Source organism: Vibrio sp. SCSIO 43086 (genome assembly GCF_051132235.1).
GTDB lineage: Bacteria > Pseudomonadota > Gammaproteobacteria > Enterobacterales > Vibrionaceae > Vibrio > Vibrio diabolicus.
This window is the reverse complement of record NZ_CP072678.1, coordinates 1,309,650-1,335,813: the sequence shown is the minus strand read 5'-3', so window position 1 is coordinate 1,335,813 and position 26,164 is coordinate 1,309,650. Positions and strand designations below refer to the sequence as shown.

Here is a 26,164-nt window from a genome sequence, read left to right as displayed (position 1 = left end):
GGGTCAGATTTTTACACCTTCATTAATGAAACTAAGAGCTCTAAGTCGCTAGCAGCCATTTGGAGTGTTTATTACACAAATAATTCTGAATGGACTCGCTTTCTAAAGGCTTAAAACTGCAGTAAATCGTCAACATTGATGAAATGCAGTTCAATTAGAATGAACCAATTTCAGTCGGCAAACTTTCTTTCGGTAGTTATAAACCAATGAACACATTTAATAAATTTTTGGGGATATCAGTACTTCCTATCCTTCTTACAGGGTGTACTCTGCCTGGTAGCCACCTTTCGGTCAGTGACAAAACAGTAATGAGCACTGAATCGAGTGATATAGAATCGCAGGTTACGGTTTATCCTTTAACTTTGGAGCGAGTGACCTCTTTAAATTCAATAGATCCTTTTTCAAAGCCAAATCCAGAGTTAGATATTGAAATCGCCAAGTATGAATACGAAGTAGGACCTGGCGATATCTTAAATATTACTATTTGGGACCACCCAGAGCTCACGATCCCAGCTGGCTCATATCGTAGTTCAGCCGAAGCAGGTAACTGGGTGCACTCAGATGGCACGATCTTCTACCCTTACATTGGCGTTGTACACGTTGAAGGTAAAAACGTTCGCCAAATTCGTGCAGACATTGCCAACCGTCTTGCAAAATACATTGAGAGCCCGCAAGTCGATGTAAGCGTTGCAGCTTTTCGTTCTAAAAAGACTTATGTGACTGGCGAAGTGAACAAGCCTGGGCAACAACCAATCACAAACATTCCTCTTACACTTCTTGATGCCGTAAATAGAGCAGGCGGACTGGCAGCCGAAGCCGATTGGCGTAATGCAACACTGACGCGAAACGGTGTGGTTGAAAATGTCTCTTTATACGCTCTGATGCAACAAGGCGACTTAACTCAAAACCGTCTTCTAAAGCCAGGTGATATTGTTCATATTCCCCGTAACGATGCGCAAAAAGTATTTGTTATGGGCGAAGTTAACGATCCGAAGCTACTCAAAATTGATCGCAGCGGTATGAGCCTTACTGAAGCTCTAAGTAGCGTTGGTGGTATTAATGAAATCTCCGCCGATGCTACTGGCGTCTTCGTCATCAGACGTTCAAAAGAAGAAGCTAAAATGGCGGACATTTATCAGTTGGATGTTTCTGATGCTTCTGCTTTGGTGATTGGAACAGAGTTTGATCTCAACCCATACGACATAGTCTATGTAACAGCCGCGCCTGTTAGCCGTTGGAACCGCGTTATTGCTCAACTTGTTCCAACCATTTCCGGCTTTAACGAATTAACCGAAGGTGTACTACGAGTACGCACTTGGCCGTAAAAACGACGTGCCGCAAGAAAGTTATCTCTTGCGGCATGCATTCAATAGTTACGTAGCTCAATTGTGCAATATAAAGAAGCAAGCAATTCAGTTGGGATCATAGGCATACAATTTAAAATAGGGTAAGCATTTGTTTTCTAATATTCTTGTCGTCTGTGTAGGTAATATTTGCCGCTCTCCAACAGGAGAGCGGCTTTTGCAGTCTTTACTACCAAACAAACATGTCGCGTCAGCGGGAATCGCGGTGGATAAAAGTCATTTAACAGGAAAAGCTGCTGATGATATGGCAACCACCATCGCGAATGAACATGGCGTAAGCTTAGATGGACACGAAGCACGACAATTAACACCTGAGCTTTGCGCTCAATACGATCTGATATTGGTTATGGAAAAAGGTCATTTAGAAGCCTTAACCAAAGTCGCTCCTGAGGCACGAGGCAAAACGATGCTGTTTGGACAATGGATAAGTGAAAAAAACATTCCTGATCCATACAGACAAAGTAGAGAAGCCTTCGAACATGCTTATACGCTTATAGAAAAAGCAGCAAAAGCGTGGTCTCAAAAACTATAAGCCGCAAGGCTAAATAAATAAACGCCAATGGCAAGGTATTTAAGAAGTTAAAGTAATGACAACACAAACTATTAAGCAATCACGTCAAGCCGACGATGAGATCGATTTGGGAAAGTTATTTGGGATCATTCTTGATGCCAAATGGCTCATTCTATGTACCGTAGTCCTATTTTCAATTATAGGCGTCGGCGTTGCCATTCTATCAACACCTATCTACAAAGCTGACGCTCTTATCCAAATTGAAAGTAAGAGCTCCGGTGGTATTTCAGCGATGGTTGGTGATATGGGAGAGCTGTTTTCAGCAGAGTCATCAGCGACAACAGAAATTGAGATCATTAAATCTCGTATGATTTTGGGTGGTACAGTTGATAAGTTCAACTTAACCACGGTCGTCTCTCCGAATTACATGCCTATCATCGGTAAGGGCTTAGCTCGACTGCAAGGCGAACAAATCAGTCTGAGCGTTTCACGATTTAATACCCCTTCTTACGCAGTTGGAACTCCTCTAACTCTCGAAGTTATTGATTCTGAAAAACAGACGTTCAGACTTATAGAAGATGACAATAACGTCATTTTAGAAGGTAAGGTTGGCGAGCTCATTGAAAAGAACGGCTATCAATTCTTAGCTACAGAAATGATAGCGCAAGACGGCGCATCGTTTACCGTGAGTAAAGTCAGCAAATTAGATGCAATTAATAAACTTCAAGAAAACTTATCGATCAGCGAACGTGGTAAGCAAACCGGGATTATTTCTTTAAGCTTCTCTGGTGAAGATCGCGCTAAGATTCAAGCTATCTTGAACGACATTAGCCAGAACTACTTCTTGCAAAACGTTCAAAGAAACTCAGCAGAGGCAGAGCAAAGTCTCGAGTTCTTGAAAGGCCACCTTCCAGACATCAAAACAAAACTGACCGCTTCTGAAGACGTTTTAAATCGATTCCGTCAAGAAAATGAATCTATCGACTTAGGCCTTGAAGCTCAATCAACGCTTAAAGTGATGGTTGAATTAGAAGCGCAGTTAAATGAGCTGACATTCAAAGAGAGTGAAATCAGCCAGCGCTTTACACAAGATCACCCGGCTTATAAGTCTCTGCTTGATAAACGTGAGACGCTACTCAAAGAGAAAGAGCGTCTTAATAAACAAGTTCAAAAGTTACCGAAAACACAGCGTGAAGTTCTACGCATGACGCGCGATGTAGAAGTAAACCAACAAATCTACATCCAGCTATTGAACAAGGTTCAAGAGCTCAACATCATTAAAGCAGGAACCGTTGGCAACGTTCGAATCTTAGATAACGCTCAGTCGTTCTCTAAGCCAATAAAGCCGAAAAAAGCGCTTATCGTTGTGCTAGCAACACTGCTTGGCGGCATGGCAGGCGTGGCTTTCGTATTAATTCGTGCGGCATTCCACCGTGGTGTAGAAACACCAGATCAAATTGAGCAGATTGGTATGCCTGTTTACGCTAGCGTTCCAAAATCTATTCAACAACTGGAATTTGCAAACAAGCTTAAGCGAAACAAAGGCAGCAACGATGAGCTAGTCCTTCTTGCTGAAGCTAACCCGGCCGATCTTTCCATCGAGGCCCTGCGTAGTCTTCGTACTAGCCTGCACTTTGCGATGATGGAAGCGAAGAACAATGTTCTTATGATTTCAGGTCCAGCACCATCTATCGGTAAAACGTTCGTATCGACAAACTTTGCAGCCGTCGCTGCGAAAACAGGTCAGAAAGTACTGCTTATCGATGCGGATATGCGTAAAGGTTATTTGCAGCAATGTTTTGGTTTACGTTGGGATAACGGTCTTTCTGATTATTTGAGCGGCAAGACATCCCATAGCAATATCATTAAATCAACATCCATCGACAATCTAGATGTGGTTACTCGTGGCCAAGTACCACCAAACCCGTCAGAGCTTTTGATGCATCCTCGCTTTAAGAGCTTTGTTGACGAAATGTCGGCGCAGTACGATCTTGTGATCATCGATACGCCGCCTGTACTCGCGGTTACCGACCCAAGCATTGTTGGTGCAATCGCAGGAACAACACTGATGGTAGCTCGTTTTGATCAAACGACTTTGAAGGAAATTGAAGTCGCACAAGGTCGCTTTGAACAATCCGGCGTGGAAGTAAAAGGCGTAATTCTAAACGCCGTAGAGAAGAAAGCGTCAAACTCATACGGATATGGTTACGGTTACTATAACTACGCTTACAAGAGCGAGTAATTAATATCTACATGTATTACAAAGCCCTGCTAGACCTAGCAGGGCTTTTTTATTACTGGATCCTGTAATGCATATCTACTAGAAAACGGATGGTCTTTAACATCTACATAGGCATTGGCTGTCAAACTATTCAGCACTTCTTTAATGGGGCTGATATTTTGTGATGCGGTTCTCTAATGAATAGTTGCATGATGGATTGTGAAACCCTACTATCAGTCTGCTCACGCCTAAAGCCCCCAACACTCGCGGAAAGAACTTGGTTCACGGCAACTCTTTTACCCTGCTCTGTATAGCAGGCACAATCTGTTTTTACCTTCTTTTTAGCTTCTATTTAGGCGAGTGTGGAAGAGATAAGAAAGGTGAAAAATGAACTCTACAAATAGCTTCTTAATCAACATTAACCAACAAAAATCCGTTGCTAAAAAAAGGCTCAAAGCTATACGTCAACACGATGATGAGATGTTGGATCGAGTTAAGCGATTTCACTCCAAACCAGAATCATTAGCTCCCAATACAATTCAATTAGCTGACGTTCAACATTCGCTAGCCAGAGAATTAGGTTTACCAAGTTGGAGTAAATTAAAAGCGCATGTCGAAGAGTTAGAAGCTCACAAAGACGCCATCAAAAAACACTTCCCTCCTCTTGATAGCGAACTAAAAACGCTCCATGTCCGCTGTGGGCATGATATTCAGCAACGGCTTAAAGACAGCGGATTCGAGGGGACATTTTTAGCCCTGATAGATCCGCTTTGTATGGGTCCAATCCCAGCAACACCACAAAACTTCCTTGCCATTCGTGCCCAATATGTCGTAGAGACTCTGCTGCCCGTGATGAAGCGTGAAGATTCAGTGCAAGATATTGTCAAATTTGAGCAAGCTAATATTGATACGCTGCTCAGTGATACATTTGAACGAATCGTCTTTTGGGTCGAACATGACAGCTATGACCAATTAATGCTGCTTCGTGCCCTAACCTTGTTAGAGAATGTAGAAAACAAGGTGATAGAGATCATTGAGTTGAACCAGTTCCCTGGCACTGAGCGATTCATCGGTTTGGGGCAGTTGCCTAAAGAGGCTATTCGCGCTTGTTGGCAATACCGTAAACCCGTGACAGCCAAATTATTCAGTCAGGCTAAACATTCCTGGCACGCTGTCACATCACCGACACCCATCTCTATGGTTAATTTGATCGAGCAGCATGATCTAGATTGCTTACCCAATATGCTCAACGTGCTAATACGCCATATGCAAGAGTTACCTCATTCACAAACAGGATTAAGCTTGACTCAGCAGATTGCATTAGAGGTCCTAAGTTCTCAAAATCGTTCAATTCTCATCAAAGATTGGTTTGAGCAATATCAACAACGTGAACCTCTACCTTACCTGGGCGATGTGATGTTTTACGCCTTACTCCTCCCTCTAGCACAATGTCAAACGCCTTTAATCACGATTGAGTCACGTGAAAGGGACTGGTGGGAACAGAGCGTCCATATCACTGAGGCTGGTCAGCATTGTTTGGAAGGCTTCATGCTAGCGAAGCAATGCTATTGGGTTGGGGGTATTAGCAATACCAATCAGAATTATTGGAGTTGGGATCACCTCCAATTATCTACATTGACCAACCTTCATTGATTCAGCGGATAAATAACATAAGCAGGGGCATAGACGGCTCGTTAGCCCCTAGTGTTCTGCCCAATACAAAAACAATCAAAAAGAGACGGCTTCTAGTCTGAATAAAATCTAGATAGTTATGCAAGAGCAACATTCCTTAGAGATAATATGCACTCCATTTACTACCAAAAACAAATGTAAATACTCTTTCTTACCGGTTGTATGTTCGATAAAAGTGTTAAAATACAAACTTTTCGACCAGTCAAATAGTTAAGATTTGGTTAAAACTCTATTTTTATTAGTGATAAAGTTCACATCTATTAACCATTTAGAGGATTATTCTTTCGTATTTTCTCACTCCACTGCTACTCTGCTCGCCGCTTTGAAGTGAACTCAAGGTGCATAACTATAAGGAGTGTTCTCATGAATACCAAGAAACCGATGTCGCTAACCAGCCGCGTAATTTTGGGTATGGTAGCGGGTATCTTGACAGGATTTGCAATTCGCACACTTTTTGCCGGCAACGGATTTGTCGACGCATACATTGTTAATGGATTATTTGAAGTTGGTGGACAGATCTTCGTCGCCAGCTTAAAAATGCTCGTAGTCCCTCTAGTGTTTGTTTCACTAGTTTGTGGTACTAGCTCCCTCAAAGACCTTTCTACACTGGGTCGCATGGGTGGTAAAACCCTCGCTTTCTACGTTACGACAACGGCTATCGCGATTACGCTTGCTCTAACTATGGGTACTCTGTTCCAGCCAGGTGCTGGCGCTGACCTAACCGCAGCAAGTTCATTCAAATCAGCAGAAGCACCATCTTTGGGTCAGGTGATCATCGATATGTTCCCAACCAACCCTATCAGTGCGATGGCTGAAGGTAAAACCCTGCAAGTTATTGTGTTTGCGGTGCTATTTGGTATCGCGATCAGCGCAGCAGGCAAACCTGGTGAACGTATTGCAGCGTTCTTCTCTGATCTGAATGAAGTGATCATGAAACTGGTTGCGATTTTGATGAACTTGGCGCCTTATGGTGTGTTCTTCTTAATGGCGAAGCTATTTACAGGCCTTGGTCTGGGCGCGATCGTCAATCTGGCAGAGTACTTCTTAGTACTGGCGGGTACGCTTGTCCTACACGGCCTAGTCACTTACAGCTTAATGTTAAAAGGTTTCACTGGTCTAAATCCAATTACGTTCCTACGTAAGATGGAAGACGCGATCATGTTTGCTTTCTCGACCGCATCATCAAACGCGACGATTCCAGTGACAATGGAAACGGCTAAGCACCGTATGGGGGTTGAGAACCGCGTATCATCGTTCACAGTACCACTTGGTGCAACCGTGAACATGGACGGTACGGCGATCATGCAAGGTGTAGCAACCGCCTTTATTGCTCAAGCCTTCAATATTGATTTAACTATGGGCGATTACCTAATGGTAATCATGACAGCAACATTGGCATCTATCGGTACTGCGGGTGTCCCTGGTGTTGGCCTTGTAATGCTAGCCATGGTATTGAACCAAGTTGGTCTGCCGCTTGAAGGTATCGCGCTCATCATGGGCGTTGACCGTCTACTTGATATGATTCGTACTGCGGTAAACATTACTGGTGACAGTGCAGTTACCGTCATTGTCGCAAAATCAGAAGGCGCATTGGATGAAGCTCGCTTCAACGATCCAATGGCAGGCGTAGCCGAAGAAGAAGTGCACCTGAAACGTGCTGACGCCTAAATCGTTCTACGATTACCATTCTGAAATTATATAGTCCTGTCTAAAAGAAAGCCCCGATGGAAACATCGGGGCTTTTGTTTTCTCCGCGTCTAGAAACGCTCTTTCTAATCCGCCATCGAATTCAATTTTTCTCTGGCTCGTTCTTCGTGTTCTTCAGTAATGGCATTGCCGACTGAGTTAGCGGCTAAGGTAAGCGCTGCCATGTCATCGGTAAAGCCGACGCCTGCTAACACATCTGGCACCATATCAGTTGGTAATACAAAGTAAGCCAACGCGCCACCTAAAATCGCCTTATGGCGAACGGCGGTGTTGGAATCTGTCATCGCGAGCCATGATTTGATACCCATAACGGCAATTTCTTCACCCGCTTTCTTAACCGACCCTTTCATTTTGCGCCAGAATGTTTTCTCATCTGGCGCTTGCATCGTTTGATCTTTGGCGTCTTTCGGCGCCGATTTTACAGACATTGTTGTGCTCATCGTTGCCTCCGAAATTTATGACTGTGGCCAACATATTAATAAATCGAACCTGAACGCAAGATTAATAACAAGAAATGATAGTAAAGTGAAACAAAAACACAGATAGAAAAATCCCCAAACCGAAGTCTGGGGATCGTGATGTTGGGAACTAAGTTGTCGAGTTCGCTACTGAGCTATCTTCTCCAGTACACGCATCAGCATTTTGATACGTGGTTCGATAGACTCAAGCAACAAGTACTCTTGGTCACTGTGGAAACCTGCACCGATAGGTCCTAGACCATCCAAAGTTGGAACGCCAAGAATTGCCGTATTGTTTGCATCAGAGCCGCCACCCACTTCTTTCCAATTGATGTCGATAGACAACTCATTTGCCGCTTCTTCCACCAATGCCATTAAGCGCTCTGTTTGCTGACTTGGCACCATAGAAGGTTTGTAAGCTTCACGAACCAACTCGATGCTAACGCCATCAACGAATGGTGTTTCCAGCATGCCGTTTAGCTTGCTATCGACATCATCGTATTCTTCATTATTCCAGAAACGCACATCCACAATCGCTTCTGCATGTTCAGGGACGATGTTTGCGCCGTTACCGCCAGACACAATACCCACGTTTAATGTGGTGCCAGATTCGAAGTTCGTCATGGCATTGATTGCGAGAATCCAGTTCGCCATCTCGGTAATTGCACTGCGGCCATTTTCTGGCTCGTTGCCAGCGTGGGCCGCCACGCCGTTAAACGTGATTTTGTAACGCGCCATGCCTTTTCGCGCTTTGACTAAACCGCCGTCTGCACGTGCTGCTTCTGCCACCAATACGTTCTTCGCATTTTTTGCAACAGATTGAATCCAGTCGACCGAATCTAACGATCCGGTTTCTTCGTCTGGGTTCATGCAGATACAAATCGACAGTTTATCCAACACCGCTTGGTCGAGGTTACGCATCGCGTACACAATATTCAGCAAGCCAGATTTCATGTCCGAGACACCCGGACCGTACGCTTTTTCAGGGTCTTGAGACATAGGACGTAATCCAGCGGTACCGACAGGGAACACTGTATCCATGTGACCAATCAGCATCACGTCAACTTGCTCAGCTTCAGGCTTGTTTCGAACTTCAAGACCGATACCCGCTCTGCCACAGTCGATGCGTTTTACGCTCCAACCTGACATCGCTTGGTACTTCTCTTCAAATTGAGAAGCGATGAACTCAATGCCATCAGTGGTGTACGTACCACAATCGACATTAATGAGAGGACGAAGTTCTTCGAGATATTCATTGAGAGAAAACTGCATGATTGCTCCTTAAACAAACAAGTTCATGACTAGCATTGCGCCAAATGCGTTCAATACGGAAATCGCAATCATGACTGGGATGTAACGACCTTCAGTACCGATAGGTCCCATAATTCGACCCATGTACTGAACCTGTGAGCCCATTAGGTAAATTGCAGGTGCAAGAATCGCGATGTGCGTACCATTCAAGATGCCTTGGTCAAACAATGTGATAACCACGCCAACTGCGCCGCCCATCGACATCCAAGCACCAATCAGCACCGCAGCTGCTTCACCTGGCAAACCAAAAACCGCCATTACTGGAGAAAATACCGAGCCCATCAAATCCAACGCGCCAGTAATCTGTAACGCTTTAATGATGACAAACGCCATAAGAACGTTAGGCACGGTTGATGTTGTCGCAATAACCCAGCCTTTTTTAGCGCCTTCAACGAAAATATCCGTCACCATCGGCTTACTTGCTTTTACGTCACTCATTACGCCGTTTCCTCTTCTAAGTTCTCAGATTTGTTTTGATCTTGCTTGTCTTCTTTACCTTCTGTGATGTTTAGGTAGATACGGAATAAGTTCGCGCCCACAATTTTAAACAAGAACATCACCACAACCGCCAAACCAATAGAAGACGTTACGGCAAGCGAGCCATCCGCCATCGTCAGCGTAAACAGCACCGCACCTGAGGAAAAAAAGTTAACAATGGTGGCACCAGCGGTGAACTGGAACATAGTGAACACATCGGTTTCGCGTTTGGTAAGATGGCCTTCATCTTTAAGCTGACGAGTCATCGCCGCACCTGCATCGGTACTTTGTAGAGAAGCAATCAGAGCCAGACCAGAGTTACCTGGGATGCCCATTAGAGGACGTAGAAGAGGAGTAAGAAGCTTACGAGCTGCTTCAAGCGCACCATAGTGCTCAAGTACATTGATCATACCCAGTGCGAACATAACAGTAGGAATCAAAGTAAGTGCAAAAATGAAACCGTCACGTGCACCGCTACCACCAGTACCACGAAGCGACGTTGTTGCAACTTGCACACCCTCAGCCGTTTCGGTGACGCCATAAGCCACCTTGCCGAAAGAGCCATTCAACGTGGTGAAATCAAATACGCCATACCATTCATTCGATTGCATGAGACCAGAAAAGAAGACGACCGCAAACGCCAGTGCAACGTAGCACCCCAGCGTAACCTTGCGCTCGGTTTGAACAGGATTTTTCATAACATTACCTACACATGTGGGACAGGACACATATGTTCACTCGAATAATGTGCTAGAGAGATGATCAAAATCAATCCGCCTGCCGAACATTCTAGCGACTCAGTTATGAAGTTTTGTTTTATGATTTTAATCACATTTGAAAGATAATAAAAATTTGTGCTAACAATTAGGTATATTAATCTATATCGATACCTCAGGACTTCTTCATCAACCCGACCAATGATTCTGACGAATATTGCTTTCTACAACATTCATGACGTACTTCATACTTTGGCATTGAGGCGATATCGATTAACTCGAAAGTAACATTCCATAATGAAATTTAGGTTAGGATTGTCCGGTCATATGCAAACGGCATAAACCAGAATCAACAGGACTAGGCAGCCCATTGTTACGCTCACAACCTAAAATAGCCAAGTGGACACTCGCCCTCGTGTTTTGGGTGGTGATGGTATGTTTAAGCCAAAACTCCGGCTTCTCGAAAAGCTGCCCTAAGGCTCACCAAATACAGAGTCAGCAAGATGAAAGCGTGAATTTATCACCATCTTGCGACCTTTCAGAGAAGCTGGTTCAAGCGTACCAACACCAGTTTGATCATATTCTTATTCCATTTTTTCTGTTTGCTTTGATTGTGGCGCTGCCGATGGCATCCACAGCAATTCGTTATCTGGAATACACAGAACCGATACCGGAAAAGTGTCGGGTTCACCTAAAACTTTGTGTGTTTAGAGAATAAACCTAGCAAGGCGAGAGACCTTCTCGCCTGACTTTTGTACGTATTTTATTCACTTCACATAACAAACAACGAAATCTAAAAGTTTTAGGAAATATTATGACATTCACTCGTACACTTTTGACGTTAATGATGGCTATCGTACCTGCCGTATCTTTCGCATCAGAAAAGACCGCAGAACAAAAGCTAGAGGAAGTTACTCAGATACTAAAAGAGAATCCTCAAATTCTTGATTCATTACACCAAAACCTTCAAGAGTACATTGCGTATCAACAGTCATTTGGAGATACCTTGAAGGAGGTTCGTCACTATCTAAGTGATGGCAAACATTCCTCTTTTGGAGCTGAAAACCCTGAGTTAACCATTATTAACGTAACGGACTACAGTTGCCCTTTTTGTAAACGTTTAGAAGGAGAACTGGTCAAAGTTGGCAAAGAATATCCGCAGATAAAAGTGCTTAACCTCAATGTCTCTTTTAAAGAACAATACGAGAAAAACGGCTACAACTCGGCAAGTTACGCATTAAATGTTTGGCAAAACCAGCGAGATAAGTACGAACAAGTGCATGAGTTACTGGTGAAAAAACCGGGCGCACATGATGCACGTTCGTTAAAACAAATCGCGAAAAAAACGGGGACAGAAGCGCAGCTTGTCGACGACAAAGAGACCAAAGCACTGCTTGATAAGAACTATCAGTATTTCACGCAACTTGGTTTACGCGGCACGCCTGCGTTGATCATTAATGATCAAGTTATTCCTGGCTATGTGCCGTTTGACGAGCTAGAAAAAGTCATCGACCAAGAACTGGCGAACTAAAACAACAAAGCCCTTCCTTGATAACTCAAGGAAGGGCTTTTTATTTATCGACATAAAGAGCGTTTAGTTACTTATCACGTCCTACAAACGCCACGACGACTTTGTCATTGCCAAGCGAACGAGAGAAAACGTACGCACCTTCCTGTTCAATCACTCGATGCTGACCTGCGCCAATGGCAGGGTGTGCTTGACGGAACTGACCAAGGGTTTGCCAATGTTTGAGCAGTGCTTGCTTCTCATCCGATAGTTTCCAAACCATGTCTGAACGTGTGCCTTGGTGGAAATCATCCGCGTAAGGACCAATGTTACGACCTACTTCATCACCATAATAAACCTGAACCGCACCTGGGCTCAGAAGCAGTGCATTCGCGGCGTTACGCTGCATGCCGTAGTCTTTGAAGCGAGAGAAAAACAACTCCGTATCGTGAGAAGACATGTAACTGACTGGGTTGAAGTCTTTCTCGTTCGCGATAGTTTCCGCATAGCTTTGGTAAGTGTCTGCCATTTGGCTAAAGCACGCCGCGCCTTTGTCTAGCTTCTTCTGCATATCGAAGTTGATCAACGCGTCAAAACCATCATCGAAATAAGGGCTGCGATACGCGGTGTGTCCCCAGACTTCGCCCATCATCCAGAACGGCTGACCTGATTTGCCATTTTCTTTACGCCACTGCTCTAGGCTGTTCGATGCCTCTTCTTTCAAGCGTTTCCACACATCACCTTCAACGTGTTTCACCGTATCGACGCGATAGCCATCAATGCCAAAGCGTTTCACCCAATCAGTTTGCCACTCAATTAGATAATCCGAGACGGTGTAATTGTCACGCGCCTTTACGCGAGTACCAGGGTTATCCAATAACCATTGCGCTGGCTTCACGGTTTTGTCTGATTCGGTGATAAAGTCAGGCAAACCCGCCAATGACATAGTGATATCACTGCTACCCGGAGCTGGGTATCCCGGTAGACCTGTTCTTACCCAGTCACCGCCCCACCATTTCGACCAGTTAGGACTCTGATAATCAATATTCTGGTGATAGCTATGCCAATTTTCACCCGCTTTTGGTTGCCAGTCGCCCCATTTCTTGGGCAGATCGGCATTAGGCTTTAACACATCGATACCGTCGAACTGTAGATCCGCCAATGTTGAGTAACCAGAATGGTTGATAACCGCATCCATCAAGACTTTGAGGCCTCGTTTGTGCGCCTCTTCCACCAGCGTTTTTAAATCTTCTTCGTTACCGAAGTTCTCATCAATCTTGGTGAAATCGCGCGTCCAGTAGCCGTGGTATGCATAAAACGGAAATGAACCACTATCGCCACCACCGACAAAGCCGTGCACTTGCTCAACGATTGGCGACAACCAAATCGCGTCTGTACCTAGGCTCTTAATGTAATCCAGTTTTTCAATCACGCCTTTAAGGTCACCGCCGTGGAAAGTACCGATCTCTTCTTTGCCGTCTTTCTTGCGTCCATAGCTGTTGTCATTGCTCGTATCGGCATTGTTGAAACGGTCAACCATCACGAAGTAAATGTTCGCATTTCGGTAATCAAATGGCACCGCGTCTTTGGTTTTCTTCACTGGCTCTAGTAGCACCAAACCGCCTGAGTCTTTACTTGGCGTCAACGATACTTGCTGATCTTTCACTTCAACCATTTGATCTGAATAAGCATCGCGTAACTTGGTGCCTTCAGGAAAGCTATCCCCCAGAGCGATCGTCACTTCGCCGCCTTGGTAAACCTCACATTGCACTTGTGGAATTGGGCGTTTGAACTCACTCTTGGCGGCTTTCTTAGGTTCACGCTTAAAACGCAGTGTTTTGGCTTCTGCATCAAAAGCAAAAGAGTAATCGCCGGTAAAGCGGATTTTTAATGGCAGCTCCGTTGGCTTACCGCAGTTCAGCGCAAGAGGTTTGTTGAACTTCACTTTCTGACCATCGGGTGCAACGCAGTCACCTTCAACGCCCGTGATTTTTAGCGTGTATCCGTCTTTGGTTAGAGGCACAACCAAAGGCTGTTCTGCACTTAATGGGAAGTCACGGCTGTTGGTCGTGGTAGAAATGGTGATGTTAGGCTCGGCGATGGCACTTGCCGACGCAAGCAGTAAAGTAGTGGTAATCAGGTTCAGTTTCATCGTTCAGTCCATTGGTAGCACATGGTAACCATGCACATTTATTAGTTTTATTCACACTAATTGTGCCTAGATAAGAAACTGAACACATCATTCTAACTGCCTACGCCCCAAAGGGTGTGACGCTTCACATTTTATTGATATAGGGGCGTAGTTCTATTTAAACACAATGGATTTAGGAACTTAAAGTTGCACGCTGCCAAGATTGCTCATTTGATTCATTGCCCATCTTGTGCGGCGAGCAGTGTAATCACTTTGTGGATAGACTTTGATTCGATATGGGTTTGGCAACACCACGGCTAAACGCGCTGCTTGCCACTTCGAGAGTTGCTTTGCACTGACACCAAAATAATTCTGCGCCGCCGCTTCTGCACCGTAAATACCGGGACCAAATTCAATCACATTTAGATACACTTCGAGAATGCGCTCTTTACTCCACATCAGCTCCATAAGCAAAGCAAAGTAAAGCTCGTAAGCCTTGCGAGCGTAGGAGTGAGAAGGAAACAAAAACACATTTTTCGCGGCTTGTTGGGTAATCGTGCTCGCGCCTCTCGACGGGCCATTGTCACCTGCTTCGGCAATCACGTCGAATAGCGATTCGAAGTCCAATCCATAGTGATGAGGGAATTTTTGGTCTTCGGTCGCAATCACCGCTAACTGCATATTTTTTGAAATACGCGACAAGGGTACCCATTCGTGTTGGCTGCTATTTGGATAGTTCTTTGGTGGCGCAACAATGCGGCTTAACTTCCATCCCCATATTGGCGGATCGACATATTTCACCACACCAACCAAAACGACTGGGGCGATCAGTAATATCAACACCATTTTAAATAGAAATGACTTAAGCCTTTTCAACATGTGTGGCTCCCCAATGCATTAGCGATTGATGATAAACAAACCAGCGAGCTTGCCTGATTCAATCAGGAACAACAAGTTTTCGAGGTAAAAAATAGGTCAAAAAAAGCCCGATTTACATTGTAAAACGGGCTTAGAATTTGATTAGGTTGAATTATTTGTTCAGCTTGTAGAACACGGTTGAAAGAGGTGGTAAACGAAGCTCAAGTGATTGAGGCAGTGATTCACTTTCGACTTTTTCCGTTTTCACACTGGTCTGCACTTTAAAATCGCTGCCGCCGTATTTGCTGTCGTCCGTGTTCAGCAGTAGTTCGTATTGACCTGCATTTGGAACACCTAAACGGAAACGCTCGTGTGGTACGGGCGTAAAGTTGGTGATGATGAGAATACGCTCACCCTCTTTACTGATACGCTCGTGCGCTAGGATACTCGCATCCGCTTCGTCTTGTAGACGCCACTCAAAACCAGCAGGAACACAATCTTGATCGTGCATCGCCGCTTCATTTCGGTACAAGTGGTTCAAATCTCGCATCAGCTTTTGAACGCCTTGATGACGCTCATATTCCAGCAAGAACCATTGCAACTGATCATCGTGGTTCCACTCCGCCGTTTGGCCGATTTCCGCGCCCATGAAGTTCAGCTTTTTGCCCGGTTGACCATACATGTAACCGTAGTATGCACGTAGGTTTGCGGTTTGCTGCCATTCATCGCCCGGCATCTTGTTATGGATAGAGCCTTTGCCGTACACCACCTCATCGTGAGAGAGAGACAAGACGTAGTTTTCGCTGTGCGCATAAACCAACGGGAATGTGATGGTATTGTGGTGGTATTTGCGGTGAACAGGATCTTCTTTGATGTATGAAAGACTGTCGTGCATCCACCCCATATTCCACTTGAAGCCAAAACCTAAACCACCCATAAAGGTTGGCGCAGACACCCCCGGAAACGCCGTTGACTCTTCCGCAATCGTCATAGCATTCGGGAAGTGCTTGTACACTTCTTCGTTCATCCATTTTAAGGTTGCGATTGCGTCGTAGTTTTCGTTGCCACCGTCGACGTTCGGTACCCACTGATCGTGGCTACGTGAATAATCGAGATAGAGCATCGACGCGACTGCGTCCACGCGAATGCCATCAATATGGAATTGTTCAAACCAGTACAGCGCATTCGATACAAGGAAGCGACGCACATGTTCACGGCCAAAATCGTAGATGTATGAGTTCCAATCTTGGTGCCAACCGCGACGTGGGTCCGGGTCGTGGAACAGCGGTGTGCCGTCAAAGTTTGCTAAACCGTGGTCATCTGATGGGAAATGCGCCGGAACCCAATCCAGCACTACACCGATACCAGCTTGGTGACACGCATCCACGAAGAATTTGAAATCATCAGGTGAGCCAAAACGGCTGGTTGGCGCAAACAAGCCAACGGGTTGATAGCCCCATGAACCGTAGAATGGATGCTCAGACACAGGCATCAGCTCAACGTGGGTGTAGCCCATATCCACAAGGTATGGCACCAACTGCTCCGCGAGTTCGCGGTAGTTGAGGAAATCGCCTTTCTCGTTGCGCTTCCATGACCCTGCATGCAGCTCATAAAATGATAACGCTTCATCACGCTTTTGTGTCACTGCGCGATTTTGCCATTTGGCATCTTGCCATTGGTAACGCTTGTGATCGTAAGTAATGGACGCGAACGATGGGTACTGCTCAGAGTAAAAACCCCAAGGGTCTTGTTTGTGTGGCAGCCCTTCCCCATTTGGCCCTTTGAGCTCAAATTTGTACTGAACGCCTTCTTCTAAGCCAGGAATGAACAAACCCCAAATGCCATAATCTAAACGTTGCATTGGGTGACGACGACCGTCCCATTGGTTGAAGCAACCCACAAGGCTAACAGCCGATGCATGCGGTGCGTAGACAAGGAAGCGAACACCGGAGATGTTTTCACCGCCACGTTCTAGCGTGACAAAGTGTGCGCCCATATAGTGATACATGTCTTTGGGCGTATGCAGATGCTCGTACTCTTGGTAAATATTGTGGTACTGGTACGGGTCATCAATAATTTGTTCAACACCATTCCAATCGACCGCCAAACGGTAGTGGGTCAGGTGTAAATTGCGTTGTTCTTTTAAGATAAAACCGCTGTCACCATCACGCTCAAGTGCCACGCGAGGTTCGCCATTAACAAGCAGTTCAACCTTGTTTGCGCCCGGCATCCACACTCGCAGCGATCCTTCGCCATCATCAATGAATGGCCCCAACGCCGAAAATGGGTCTGAGTAAGCCGCCTCAGCAAGCAGTTCATATGCGCGTTCGTGTTGTTTCTTTATTTTCTTGGTTTTGGTGGTTTTCAAATCTTTCTCCCTAGAGCCAATATCCTTTTCAAGACCAGAAATCTGAATCAAACATCGGTTTCTCCACAGCCAACGTTGTGAACTCACAAAAGACTTCGCTTAAAACATGTATGCATCAAGCGATGTCAAAAACAAAAAATGCCCGCTATTGTCGCGGGCATAATAACGGTACTTCATCCTAACGGATTGTGTTTTCGGAATGAGTGACCTAGACGGAACTTTCGTACCTCTGAGCTAACAAAATTGGTAATCCGCTCATTCATCTACGTCACTCTACGCATCTTATTTGCTCGCCTGTGCGCGAACTTCAGTGAGGCGTTTGGAAATGCGATTCACATCTTCACGGCTGAAGATTTCATCTAGGTTCATCGACAACTTACGACGCCAGTTTGGATACTCATCCACCGTGCCAGGAATGTTGACCGGTTGATCCATTTCTAGCCAGTCTTCAAGCTGAACGCTAAGCAGTGCAGAGTCACCCGCAGCTACGTGCAGTTGCAGCGCTTCGCTTAGGTACGAGTCCATCGGTACGTACTGAGCATCATGACCAATGCCTTCTGGCAAATAGCCGTGCCAGCGAACGCTGTCTAAGATACCTTGCTTGCACTTCAAGCGATCAGCAAATAAGCCTTCCAACTGTTTTTCATCTGGGTAAAGGCCAATCTCACGACCCATTTTCAAATCATCGCAGTGCCAGAAACCACGCAGGGTTGGCATGTCATGCGTACACAGTGCCGCCATCGATTGCTCTGCGTAGTGCTTCGGAGAAATGAACCCACCGTCTTCTTTCGAAGTTTCGAAGAAGAACACTTTGTATGAGTGCACACCTGCATCGCGTAGGATATCGACGATTTCATCTGGCACAGTACCTAAGTCTTCACCAATCACAGAGCACTGATGACGGTGCGACTCAAGCGCTAGGATTGCGAGCATATCTTCCACTGGGTAGTACAAGTAAGCGCCTTCTGTCGCTTTCTCGCCTTTTGGAATCCACCAAAGGCGAAGTAGGCCAAGTACGTGGTCGATACGCAATGCACCACAGTGCTTCATGTTGGCACGTAGCAACTTGATGTACGCGTCGTAGCCAGTCGCTTCTAAAACTTGAGGGTTAAGCGGAGGCAGACCCCAGTTTTGACCCAGAGGACCAAGTACATCCGGCGGCGCACCGATGCTGGCGTCTAACACTAAGTTACCGTCGTCGGCCCAAGTTTCACTACCTGAGTCGGCAACACCGACAGCAAGGTCACGGTACAAGCCCACAGCCATGCCTTTTTCTTCTGCCAGTGACTGCGCTTCTTTGATTTGATCGTCTGCGATCCACTGTAGGTACATGTACAAGTGAACGCGGTCTTGATTGTCTTTGATGTATTTCTGAGTGCCGGCTGCGTCGAATGTGCGGTATTTCTCAGGGAATACAGGCCAACCCCACATGTTTAAATCTTCTGCGTGTAAATCCGCATGAAGCGCATCGAATGCAGCTTGGTGTAACAAGCTATCGCCGCCTTTTTCTACAAAATCCAAGAATGCACGAGCGCGGTCGGTGTTTTTGTCTAAATGGCGAGCTTTAAACTCACTAAACAGCAGCGGAAGAACGCTCATTTTCAGTTGCGAAACTTCTGTGTAGTTCACCCAATGAGAATCACGTGCTTTTTGTAGACGCTGTTGAAACTCTGCACTGCCAACACGTTGCTGAGCTTCAGCACTCAGTGCGAATTCAGGTACAGAACTTACGTCGATGTACATGATATTCAACCAACGACGAGAAGACGGGCTGTATGGGCTCGCGCCTTCTGGGTTCGCTGGGAACAGTGAGTGAATCGGGTTCAAACCAATGAAGTCACCGCCACGAGAAGCGATATCGCTCACCAACTGTTTTAGGTCACCAAAATCACCGATACCCCAGTTGTGCTGAGTACGCAATGTGTAAAGCTGGATACTAGGACCCCATAGCTTTTTATGTTGGTTTAGATCGTCTTGTTTGAAACACGCTTTCGGCGTGATGATCAATGACATCTCGTAAGGCGTTTTACGACGCTTACGGCTGACAATCAATTTGTGATAACCCCAAGCCAAGTTCTTTGGCAATGCAAACACTAGAGGGCCACCCTCAGCACGCTCATCACGAACAATTTGGGACTGAAGATAGCCTTCAAGTACCTCTCCTTGTTCTGTTTCTAAACGCCAGCTGAATTCACTCTCACGAGCACTCGTACCTAGGTTTAGTTCCACTTCGACTGGTTCGCCGTCGCGTAAAACAAGAACAGGGGCTAGTACGTCTTTTTTATGTTTCTTTTCAGCAGAAGCCAATAGTTTTTCATCGCTGCTAGTATCGTAGCCAAGCGAAGCGAGCAAGCGGCGTAGCGTCTCCTCAGACACTTTTGCCTCATCTCCCCAAGCACTGACATAGCTATCAGCCAATCTCGCCATTTCCGCGACTTTCTTTAATGCTGTTTGTTCTTTCATCGCTTTCTCCGAAGGTAATACCAACACCTTCCATGTAGGGTTTTATTGTTATCAATAACTTCTTTTGGAAAATGACCAAAGGTAGCGCTTGGCTACCTTGGTCTTAACTCTGTTCTATTAACGGTGAACCGCTTTTAGTTTCCAGATGTTGTTCACATAGTCGCGAATTGAGCGATCTGAGGTGAACTTGCCGACAAGGGCGGTATTAAGAATGGCTTTCTTCGCCCAGCCAGCTTGGTCTTTGTATTGTTCGCTCATGTCTTCGTGCGCTTTCACGTAAGATGCGAAGTCCGCAAGACATAAGTACGGGTCACCACCATCTAGTAGGCTGTCGTACGTTGCACGCAGTAAGCCTGGTTGACCTGGAGTGAATTCTTCACCCAGTAGTAGGTCCATAGACGCTTTGAGTAGGTGATCCGCATTGTAGTAATCAAATGGGTTGTAACCTTGAGCTTTCAGCGCTTTCACACCTTCAACGTCTAGACCGAAGATGTAGATGTTCTCATCGCCTACTTCTTCACGAATCTCAACGTTAGCACCATCCATCGTACCGATCGTTAGGGCACCGTTAAGCGCCATCTTCATGTTACCAGTACCTGATGCTTCTTTACCCGCAAGTGAAATTTGTTGTGATACGTCCGCCGCAGGAATAATAATTTCAGCCATACTCACGCGGTAATCAGGAATGAAGACCACTTTCAGCTTGTTGCCGATGCGAGGGTCGTTGTTCACTTTCTCAGCAATCTTGTTAATAGCGAAAATGATTTCTTTCGCTAGGTGGTAACCCGGTGCCGCTTTCGCTGCGAAGAACACAACGCGAGGCACACATTCGAAGCCTGGTTCGTTAATAATGCGATGGTACAGAGACAGTACGTGTAGAAGGTCTAAGTGCTGGCGCTTGTACTCGTGCAGACGCTTGATTTGAACATCGAAGATCGCATTAGTATCGAGTTCGATACCCATGTTCTCTTTCACCCAGTTAGCTAGGCGTTCTTTGTTCTCTTTCTTCACTGCCATGAATTCTTTCTGGAATTTCTCGTCAGTGGCGTACTTAGCAATGCCTTCTAGTTGCTCTAGTTTCGCTGGCCATTCTGGGCCGACTTTCTCTGTGATTAGCTTAGAAAGACCTGGGTTACAGAACTTCAACCAACGACGTGGCGTAATACCGTTCGTTACGTTGTGTAAACGTGTTGGGTACATTTCGTGGAACTCTGGGAATAGGTCTTTCTTAACCAATTCAGAGTGAAGTGCCGCTACACCGTTTACTGCGTAAGAGCCAATTACACATAGGTTTGCCATGCGAACCATGCGGTGGAAACCTTCTTCGATGATAGAAAGCTTCTGTTGTTTCGCAACATCACCCGGCCACATTGCACGTACGTCTTGTAGGAAGCGGTGGTTGATCTCGTAAATGATCTCCATGTGACGTGGTAGTAGGTGCTGAATTAGCGACTCTGGCCATGTCTCTAGTGCTTCTGGAAGTAGCGTGTGGTTTGTGTACGCGAATGTTTGAGAGCTGATTTCCCAAGCTGCTTCCCAAGTTAGACCTTTTTCGTCCATCAGGATGCGCATTAGCTCAGGAATCGCAATCGTCGGGTGCGTATCGTTAAGCTGGATAGTCTCTTGCTTCGGTAGATCCGCTAGCGAGTAGCCAGCTGCTTCGTGGCGACGTAGGATGTCACGTACAGACGCAGCTGAGTGGAAGTACTGTTGCATTAGACGAAGTGTTTTACCTTTCTCGTGGTTGTCGTTCGGGTAAAGCACTTTAGTGATGTTGCCCGCGTCGATCAGTGCGTGCTGCGCTTCGAAGTAGTCACCGTTGTTAAAACTTGCTAGCGAGAATGGTGCAATTGCCTGACATTCCCAAAGTCGTAGCGGGTAAACCGTGTCTGATTCGTAACCCACGATTGGTAGATCCCAAGGCATTGCTCTTACAGACATGCCAGGAACCCATTTGCGAACTTCTTTACCGTTCTCGTTAACCACTTCAACGTGACCGTAGAAACCGATCTCTTGTGCAAGTTCTGGACGAGCAATTTCCCAAGGGTAGCCTTCTACACCACGCCATGCGTCAGGTGCTTCTTGCTGGCGACCATCTTTGAAAGACTGTTTGAACAAACCGTATTCGTAGTGCAAGCCGTAACCGACGGTTGGGAATTCTTGTGCCGCACATGAATCCATGAAACATGCCGCTAGACGACCAAGACCACCGTTACCCAATGATGGGTCACGTTCTTCTTCTAGCAGGTCAGTTAGGTTGTAACCGAGTTCAGCCATTGCTTCTGTTACTTGTTCGTACAGACCCATGCTGATTAGGTTGTTACCCGTCAAACGACCGATAAGGAACTCTAACGAAAGGTAGTTAACGCTCTTCGCACCTTTAATGCGTGGATCTTCTTCAGTAGCAAGCAAATCTAAAGTAGTGAACTCAGCCAGTGCATGACCCATTGCTAGGTACCAAGCTCGGCTGTCTGCGTTTTCAATCGTGTGAGCGTAAGTTACAGATAGGTGTTTCTTTACGCTTTCTTGGAACGACTTCTTGTCAAATTGTTTTTGTTGAGTAGGTTTCATTACGAAATTCTCACGTCTTTTGGTAATTCATCTGCCATACATCGTGCATTTACCTCTGTGAATAAACATCCTCCTAATTCTCCTCCTTTGAAGGAGGAGGGCTGAGGGCGTAGAGGGGGTACCATTGCTAGGTTAGTGATCCAAATCTCAACAAAGTGAACTTTGCTCCAGTTCTTAGTGATTTTGATCACAATGGAATATAAGAAAGGTTAAAACCCGTTCATGACGCTTTTTATAGCCCACTCATCTGATGATGTGAAAATTGTAATATTGGTCACATTAACTTGGTTAACATGGAAAGATTTTTCATAATCGATGTGCAACGAGATCTTAATACACTCGACACAAAAGATATTTAAGTGACAAGAATCACAAATAAAGGGCGTAGTTGATGGTAAATCCATCAACCCTTGAGAATTAGGAAGTGGATCAAAGTAACGGACATTTCTGATGTCGTAACATCCCACACGGCTCACAGGATTGTACGCTTTTTATACAAACTAGAATTAGGCGGTGTGAGTTATTTCTAGTTTTCGCTAGCTTTTATATCTAAGTGACCGTATGGAATGGTTTTTCAGACGGATGCAAGCCCCAACAAGAGGCGACATTAACCGGCATTCAAGCAGTTTTTGATGCTGATGACATCATTCAGTAAGACGAAGCTTTCGAGGGGTCCTTACTGAAATGATCATGTCGCAATCACTTGGGTATACATAAATAAGGACATAATTACTAATGTGGATTCCATCTAAGCTTACTCGACCAGGACGCCTGCACAATGCCATCGTGCGCCCACGAGTGTTGGACTTACTACAGCAAGCGCCTTACTACAAATTGGTTTTATTCCGCTCCCCAGCAGGTTACGGAAAAACCACCATGGCAGCGCAGTGGCTATCCGATAAACCAAACGTCGGTTGGTACAGCATTGATGACAGCGATAACGACGGCTTTCGTTTTGTGAACTACCTGCTTCAAGCATTAAACAAAGCCACCAACTTCAGTTGCTCTAACGCACAAAAACTGGCGGAAAAACGCCAGATCTCTTCTCTACGTTCTTTATTCAGCGAAGTATTCGCGGAAATGGCTGATTTTCATCAAGAGTGCTACGTAGTGCTGGATGACTATCACTTGATCACCAACGATGAAATCCATGAATCCATGCGTTTCTTCTTAAAACACATGCCAGATAACCTCACCGTTGTGGTAACAAGTCGTGCAGCGCCGCCTCTGGGTACTGCAAACTTACGTGTTCGTGATTTAATGATCGAAATCGGCAACGAGATGTTGGCATTCGATACCGAAGAAACGACTCGTTTCTTTAATCAGCGTATTGCCGATGGCATCGACGAAGACATGGCAAACAGCCTCAGAACCTATGTGGAAGGTTGGCCATCTGCGATGCAGTTGATCGCGTTGCAAGCGCAACATCAAAACCGCACATTGGCGCAAACCGTAGAGTCAGTATCACAGTTCAATCACGCGCATTTGTGGGATTATCTGGTCGAAGAAGTATTTGACCTACTCGATCACGAAACTCGTCATTTCTTGATGCAAGTTTCCGTGCTTGACCACTTCAATGATGAGTTGGTGTTTGCCCTCACCCAACGCGAAGATGCGCTTGGTTTGATCGAATCATTAAACCGCTACGGCTTATTCATCTACCCACTCGAAGGGGAGCAAAACTGGTTCCGATTCCATAACTTATTTGGCGAGTTTTTGTCTCATGAGCGCCAAGCGCGTATTCCTCAGCAAGAAAAAGATCTTCACCGCAATGCAGCTGTTGCCTGGTTACAACAAAAAGCACCGCACCAAGCGATTCACCATGCACAAAAGTCGAACGATAAAGACTTGGTGGTAGAAATTCTAAACGAATTCGGCTGGAAGATGTTTAACCAAGGCGAGCTCAGCACACTGGAAAGCTCAATTAATAAGTTGGATGCTGAGCTTCTGTTCAGCCACCCAAAACTTACGATGCTCCGAGCTTGGTTGGCTCAAAGTCAGCATCGTTATAACCAAGTAGGTCACCTGCTTGAAGAAGCGGAAGAGGAGCATAAAAAGCGTAACATCGAGTTAGATATTCATTATCAAGGTCAAGCAAACGCGCTGCTTGCTCAAGTGGCTATCAACAGCAACCAACCAGAGAAAGCACTCGAATTAGCGGAGCTAGCACTTAGCCAACTTGATAACACGATTTACCGTAGCCGCATTGTGGCAACTTCGGTTGTTGGCGAAGTTAACCACGTGCTAGGTAAACTCGACCGCGCGTTACCGATGATGCAACAAACCGAGAAGCTGGCTCGTCAGTACCAAGTTTACCACCAAGCGTTATGGGCGATATTGCAACAAAGCGAGATTTTGATTGCGCAAGGTTACGTACAAGCCGCCTTTGAGCTGCAAGATTCCGCATTCCGTTTGATTGAAGATCAGCAACTTCAACATGTTCCTCTGCACGAGTTTTTGCTGCGTATTCGTGCGCAAGTGCTTTGGTGCTGGAACCGACTTGATGAAGCAGAAGAATGTGCCTACCGAGGTCTGCAAATTCTCGAAAACCATTCGCCAAGTAAGCACTTACACAGCTACTCGATGCTGGCGCGTATTGCGGTTGGCCGTGGCGAGCTAGACAAAGCCGGTAAATTCATTGAGCACATTCAACATTTGATGAAGCAGTCGACTTACCATGTAGACTGGACAGCAAACGCTTCACTATCGTTGATCCTATTTTGGCAAGCGCGCGGTAACACCGATGCAATGCAAGAATGGCTCAACACTGCGGTTCGTCCTGAATCGGCATGCAACCACTTTTCACAATTGCAATGGCGTAACATTGCACGCGCACACATCAACTTAGGTCAATATACCGAAGCGCGCGCAGCATTGGATTTCCTCCAAAGTGAAGCTCGTCGAACCAACCTGATCACAGATACTAATCGCAACTTAGTGGTTGAAGCGGTGTTTGCTGCTCGCCAAAAAGACGAAGAGCAAGCAAAAGCTTTGCTAAAAGAAGCGTTAGTGATGACAAACCAGACGGGGATGGTAGGTAACTTCCTCATTGATGGCGCCACCATTGGCGGGCTACTGGAGAAGTTAAGCCTCCGCCATGAGTTAGGCGATCTAGAACGTCACCGCGCTCAACAACTGATGAAGGATATTTCGTCCAATCAGCGCAGCCGCTCTATTCACTTTGATGAAGACTTCATTGAGAAGCTGGTAAACCACCCTAACGTACCGGAACTGGTTCGCACAAGCCCACTGACTCAACGTGAGTGGCAGGTGCTTGGTTTGATTTATTCTGGTTTCAGCAATGAGCAAATCGCGCAAGAGCTTGATGTGGCAGGCACCACGATTAAAACCCACATTCGCAACTTGTACCAAAAGCTCAATATCGCCAATCGTAAAGAGGCCATTGTGACAGCTGAAAATTTACTCCAGTTGATGGGGTACTGATCAGCTCAAGAAAACAGATTAAAACCTAAAGTGAAATACAAGGGGTTGGCGTGATGCGTCAGCCCTTTTTTATGAGTCTAGAACGAGGGAAGTGCAATTTGCAAAGCACGTAAGTAACGTTGTTCATATAAAAAAATAGCCAACCGCAATAATCGCGATTGGCTTATATTTAGTGTGAACAAATTGTATTCACTAACAACGTCAGTTGGCTAGGTGACCCTCGGCTTAAGAAGGGTCGAGAAGTATTATGCATTAATCATGCCAAAATGCAAAGACTTATTTTTGGGCACAGGATCTCATATAAAGTGAATTTGTCTATATAAAATATAGCAAAACGCAAATACAATTATCAAATTGCATTTGCA

General features: G+C 45.6%; 17 protein-coding genes. 8 read left to right on the top strand and 9 right to left on the bottom strand.

All coding sequences use genetic code 11. From position 1 onward, the window contains the following. Window positions 1-206: 206 nt before the first annotated feature. The 5 genes from J8Z23_RS22125 to J8Z23_RS22105 all read left to right on the top strand — a co-directional run bounded on the left by J8Z23_RS22125 (window position 207) and on the right by J8Z23_RS22105 (window position 7,456). The gene (locus tag J8Z23_RS22125; RefSeq protein ID WP_006740798.1) at window positions 207-1,325 is read left to right on the top strand and encodes a polysaccharide export protein; all 1,119 of its coding nucleotides are present in this window, start codon (window positions 207-209) and stop codon (window positions 1,323-1,325) included. A 130-nt stretch (window positions 1,326-1,455) separates the two neighbouring features. Beyond that, window positions 1,456-1,896, top strand: coding sequence for a phosphotyrosine protein phosphatase (locus J8Z23_RS22120; RefSeq protein ID WP_031780663.1), 441 nt, complete (start codon window positions 1,456-1,458; stop codon window positions 1,894-1,896). Window positions 1,897-1,951: 55 nt separating this feature from the next. After that, the gene (locus tag J8Z23_RS22115; protein WP_301659331.1) at window positions 1,952-4,117 is read left to right on the top strand and encodes a polysaccharide biosynthesis tyrosine autokinase; all 2,166 of its coding nucleotides are present in this window, start codon (window positions 1,952-1,954) and stop codon (window positions 4,115-4,117) included. 366 nt (window positions 4,118-4,483) lie between these two features. Next, window positions 4,484-5,749 carry a DUF1835 domain-containing protein gene (locus J8Z23_RS22110; RefSeq protein WP_301659330.1) on the top strand — a complete coding sequence of 422 codons (1,266 nt, stop codon included), beginning with the start codon at window positions 4,484-4,486 and terminating at the stop codon, window positions 5,747-5,749. 402 nt (window positions 5,750-6,151) lie between these two features. Further along, window positions 6,152-7,456: a dicarboxylate/amino acid:cation symporter gene (locus J8Z23_RS22105; RefSeq protein WP_005397791.1), complete on the top strand. Its 1,305-nt coding sequence runs from the start codon at window positions 6,152-6,154 to the stop codon at window positions 7,454-7,456. 104 nt (window positions 7,457-7,560) lie between these two features. Here the strand turns inward: J8Z23_RS22105 and J8Z23_RS22100 are convergent, their stop codons facing one another. The 4 genes from J8Z23_RS22100 to J8Z23_RS22085 form a co-directional block, all read right to left on the bottom strand. Then, a complete protein-coding gene (locus tag J8Z23_RS22100; protein WP_074190348.1) occupies window positions 7,561-7,935 on the bottom strand; it encodes a YkvA family protein in 375 nt (124 codons plus the stop codon). A 165-nt stretch (window positions 7,936-8,100) separates the two neighbouring features. After that, window positions 8,101-9,225, bottom strand: coding sequence for a M20 family metallopeptidase (locus J8Z23_RS22095; RefSeq protein WP_047009639.1), 1,125 nt, complete (start codon window positions 9,223-9,225; stop codon window positions 8,101-8,103). 9 nt (window positions 9,226-9,234) lie between these two features. Continuing rightward, entirely contained in the window at window positions 9,235-9,702 is a 468-nt protein-coding gene (locus tag J8Z23_RS22090) for a YjiG family protein (RefSeq protein ID WP_005396746.1), read from the bottom strand. Then, the gene (locus tag J8Z23_RS22085) at window positions 9,702-10,439 is read right to left on the bottom strand and encodes a nucleoside recognition domain-containing protein (RefSeq protein ID WP_434635419.1); all 738 of its coding nucleotides are present in this window, start codon (window positions 10,437-10,439) and stop codon (window positions 9,702-9,704) included. Before J8Z23_RS22085 ends, J8Z23_RS22090 begins: the two co-directional genes overlap by 1 nt. Before the next feature lie 448 nt (window positions 10,440-10,887). Between J8Z23_RS22085 and J8Z23_RS22080 the strand changes: the two genes are divergently transcribed. Both J8Z23_RS22080 and J8Z23_RS22075 read left to right on the top strand, forming a co-directional pair. After that, window positions 10,888-11,175, top strand: coding sequence for a hypothetical protein (locus J8Z23_RS22080; protein WP_164666039.1), 288 nt, complete (start codon window positions 10,888-10,890; stop codon window positions 11,173-11,175). 96 nt (window positions 11,176-11,271) lie between these two features. Then, window positions 11,272-11,988, top strand: coding sequence for a DsbA family protein (locus J8Z23_RS22075; RefSeq protein WP_006740805.1), 717 nt, complete (start codon window positions 11,272-11,274; stop codon window positions 11,986-11,988). 67 nt (window positions 11,989-12,055) lie between these two features. Here J8Z23_RS22075 and J8Z23_RS22070 read toward each other — a convergent pair whose 3' ends face one another. The 5 genes from J8Z23_RS22070 to J8Z23_RS22050 all read right to left on the bottom strand — a co-directional run bounded on the left by J8Z23_RS22070 (window position 12,056) and on the right by J8Z23_RS22050 (window position 22,355). Continuing rightward, a complete protein-coding gene (locus J8Z23_RS22070) occupies window positions 12,056-14,116 on the bottom strand; it encodes an alpha-amylase (protein ID WP_434635418.1) in 2,061 nt (686 codons plus the stop codon). Between the two features lie 180 nt (window positions 14,117-14,296). Beyond that, window positions 14,297-14,974, bottom strand: a complete 678-nt coding sequence (gene mtgA / locus J8Z23_RS22065) for a monofunctional biosynthetic peptidoglycan transglycosylase (RefSeq protein WP_124008118.1) — start codon at window positions 14,972-14,974, stop codon at window positions 14,297-14,299. A 151-nt stretch (window positions 14,975-15,125) separates the two neighbouring features. Continuing rightward, complete coding sequence (gene glgB, locus J8Z23_RS22060; protein WP_434635416.1) at window positions 15,126-17,321, bottom strand: 1,4-alpha-glucan branching protein GlgB; 2,196 nt, start codon at window positions 17,319-17,321, stop codon at window positions 15,126-15,128. 282 nt (window positions 17,322-17,603) lie between these two features. Further along, the gene (gene malQ / locus J8Z23_RS22055) at window positions 17,604-19,784 is read right to left on the bottom strand and encodes a 4-alpha-glucanotransferase (protein WP_434635414.1); all 2,181 of its coding nucleotides are present in this window, start codon (window positions 19,782-19,784) and stop codon (window positions 17,604-17,606) included. A 117-nt stretch (window positions 19,785-19,901) separates the two neighbouring features. Continuing rightward, complete coding sequence (locus J8Z23_RS22050; protein ID WP_256949528.1) at window positions 19,902-22,355, bottom strand: glycogen/starch/alpha-glucan phosphorylase; 2,454 nt, start codon at window positions 22,353-22,355, stop codon at window positions 19,902-19,904. A 735-nt stretch (window positions 22,356-23,090) separates the two neighbouring features. On the opposite strand from J8Z23_RS22050, the gene malT reads away from it, so the two are divergent. Continuing rightward, entirely contained in the window at window positions 23,091-25,799 is a 2,709-nt protein-coding gene (gene malT / locus J8Z23_RS22045; protein ID WP_005396763.1) for an HTH-type transcriptional regulator MalT, read from the top strand. The last annotated feature ends 365 nt before the right edge of the window (window positions 25,800-26,164 follow it).

Coding starts and splice junctions, on each gene's coding strand:
- J8Z23_RS22125 (WP_006740798.1), top strand. CDS start 207: ATGAACACATTTAATAAATTTTTGGGGATATCAGTACTTCCTATCCTT.
- J8Z23_RS22070 (WP_434635418.1), bottom strand. CDS start 14,116: ATGAAACTGAACCTGATTACCACTACTTTACTGCTTGCGTCGGCAAGT.
- J8Z23_RS22080 (WP_164666039.1), top strand. CDS start 10,888: ATGGTATGTTTAAGCCAAAACTCCGGCTTCTCGAAAAGCTGCCCTAAG.
- J8Z23_RS22115 (WP_301659331.1), top strand. CDS start 1,952: ATGACAACACAAACTATTAAGCAATCACGTCAAGCCGACGATGAGATC.
- J8Z23_RS22085 (WP_434635419.1), bottom strand. CDS start 10,439: ATGAAAAATCCTGTTCAAACCGAGCGCAAGGTTACGCTGGGGTGCTAC.
- malQ (WP_434635414.1), bottom strand. CDS start 19,784: ATGAAAGAACAAACAGCATTAAAGAAAGTCGCGGAAATGGCGAGATTG.
- J8Z23_RS22110 (WP_301659330.1), top strand. CDS start 4,484: ATGAACTCTACAAATAGCTTCTTAATCAACATTAACCAACAAAAATCC.
- J8Z23_RS22075 (WP_006740805.1), top strand. CDS start 11,272: ATGACATTCACTCGTACACTTTTGACGTTAATGATGGCTATCGTACCT.
- mtgA (WP_124008118.1), bottom strand. CDS start 14,974: ATGTTGAAAAGGCTTAAGTCATTTCTATTTAAAATGGTGTTGATATTA.
- J8Z23_RS22105 (WP_005397791.1), top strand. CDS start 6,152: ATGAATACCAAGAAACCGATGTCGCTAACCAGCCGCGTAATTTTGGGT.
- J8Z23_RS22100 (WP_074190348.1), bottom strand. CDS start 7,935: ATGAGCACAACAATGTCTGTAAAATCGGCGCCGAAAGACGCCAAAGAT.
- J8Z23_RS22095 (WP_047009639.1), bottom strand. CDS start 9,225: ATGCAGTTTTCTCTCAATGAATATCTCGAAGAACTTCGTCCTCTCATT.
- malT (WP_005396763.1), top strand. CDS start 23,091: ATGTGGATTCCATCTAAGCTTACTCGACCAGGACGCCTGCACAATGCC.
- J8Z23_RS22090 (WP_005396746.1), bottom strand. CDS start 9,702: ATGAGTGACGTAAAAGCAAGTAAGCCGATGGTGACGGATATTTTCGTT.
- J8Z23_RS22050 (WP_256949528.1), bottom strand. CDS start 22,355: ATGAAACCTACTCAACAAAAACAATTTGACAAGAAGTCGTTCCAAGAA.